The organism is Bradyrhizobium sp. SHOUNA76, assembly GCF_023006445.1.
In the GTDB taxonomy this organism is placed as follows: Bacteria; Pseudomonadota; Alphaproteobacteria; order Rhizobiales; family Xanthobacteraceae; genus Bradyrhizobium.
Map to the genome: position 1 here is coordinate 1 of NZ_JALBHA010000842.1, position 1,554 is coordinate 1,554.

Here is a 1,554-nt window from a genome sequence, read left to right on the forward strand (position 1 = left end):
GACAGGCCGGCGCTGCTGGTGGCGGCCGATGCGACCGATCCGGTGGCGGCGAGCGCCGCGATCGGCTCCCTCGGCATGGTCGTGCAGACCGCGCTCAAGCACGATCTCTATATCGGCGATCCCCCGGATATGCCGTTCGAGATCCGCGCGCATGCCCGCTACAATCCGGCCGCGGCCTCCAGTCTCAACATCGTGCCGGGTCTCGTTGGCACCATCCTCACCATGACGATGCTGATCTTCACCGCGCTGTCGGTCACGCGCGAGGTCGAGCGCGGCACCATGGAAAGTCTGCTGTCGATGCCGATCAAGCCGGTGGAGGTGATGTTCGGCAAGATCGTGCCTTACGTGCTGGTCGGCTTCCTCCAGGCCTTCCTCATCATCGGCATCGGCGTCGGCCTGTTCGGCGTGCCCGTGCTCGGCAATCTGTTCCTGCTCGCGCTGCTCTCGACGCTGTTCATCACCACCAATCTGGCCATCGGCTACACCATCTCGACGGTGGTGCAGAACCAGCTCCAGGCCATGCAGATGTCGATGATGTTCTTTCTGCCGAGCATTCTCCTGTCCGGCTTCATGTTCCCGTTCGCGGGCATGCCGGCCTGGGCCCAATATCTCGGCGAAGGCCTGCCACTGACGCACTATCTGCGCATCGTCCGCGCTATCATGCTCAAGGGCGCGACCATGCAGAACCTTCGTTTCGACACGCTGGCGCTGGCAGCCCTGATGCTGCTCGCCATGACCATCGCCGTGACGCGCTTCCGCCGCACGCTGGATTGAGGCAAACTGTCTCGCAGTCATTCCGGGGCGATGCGCTAGCATCGCACCCGGAATCTCGAGATTCCGGGTTCACGGCTTCGCCGCGCCACGGAATGACAAGGGGGCGGAATGGTCAGGTTTGCGAGCAGGAAGACACGGCACCATGCCGTGCTGTCGGAGGATTTCGAGCGCGAGCTGACGCGGGAAGTGCTGCGCACCGAGCTGTTGCGGGTGCGGGCGCTGATCATGACGGGCTGCGTCATGATGGTGTTCCTCACCGCGATCTACCTGATCGACCCCATTGTGGTGAACCGGGTCTGGCGCGGAACGGAGGGGATCGTCGAGGTCTACGGTCTTCTGGTCGGCTTCATCCTGTTCGAAGTCTGGGTCCACACCCAGATCAGAAAGAATCTCCGCCTCGATCGCGACCTGCCGGTGATCCGGCGCTATATCGGCACGCTGATCGAGACGTCGCTGCCTACGCTGATTCTCGTTCTGCAGATCCGGACCATGGGCGCGGCCCAGGCGCTCGGCTTCGCCGTGCCGCTGATGTACTTCATTTTCGTCATCCTCTCGACCCTGAGGCTCGACTTCTGGCTCTCCGCATTCACGGGTTTCGTGGCCGCGGCCGGGCTTCTCTCCGTCGCGCTGTACTACAATTCGGCTGACGAGGCCGGCGACCCCCTGATCTATTTGCACGCCGTGCGCAGCGTCGTCATTCTGATCTGCGGCGTGCTGGCGGGCGCCGTGGGCGCTCAGTTGCGCCGCCAGTTCGCCGCGAGCATCGCGGCGGCGACCGCG

Annotated in this window: 1 protein-coding gene and 1 pseudogene; both read left to right on the forward strand. The window is 64.0% G+C overall.

Translation table 11 applies throughout. The features are described 5' to 3' along the window. A partial coding sequence (locus MOV74_RS37775) for an ABC transporter permease (protein ID WP_246932555.1) occupies positions 1-774 on the forward strand: 774 nt, incomplete at its 5' end. Positions 775-882: 108 nt separating this feature from the next. Next, positions 883-1,554: pseudogene (locus tag MOV74_RS37780) on the forward strand (adenylate/guanylate cyclase domain-containing protein); the annotation flags it as partial.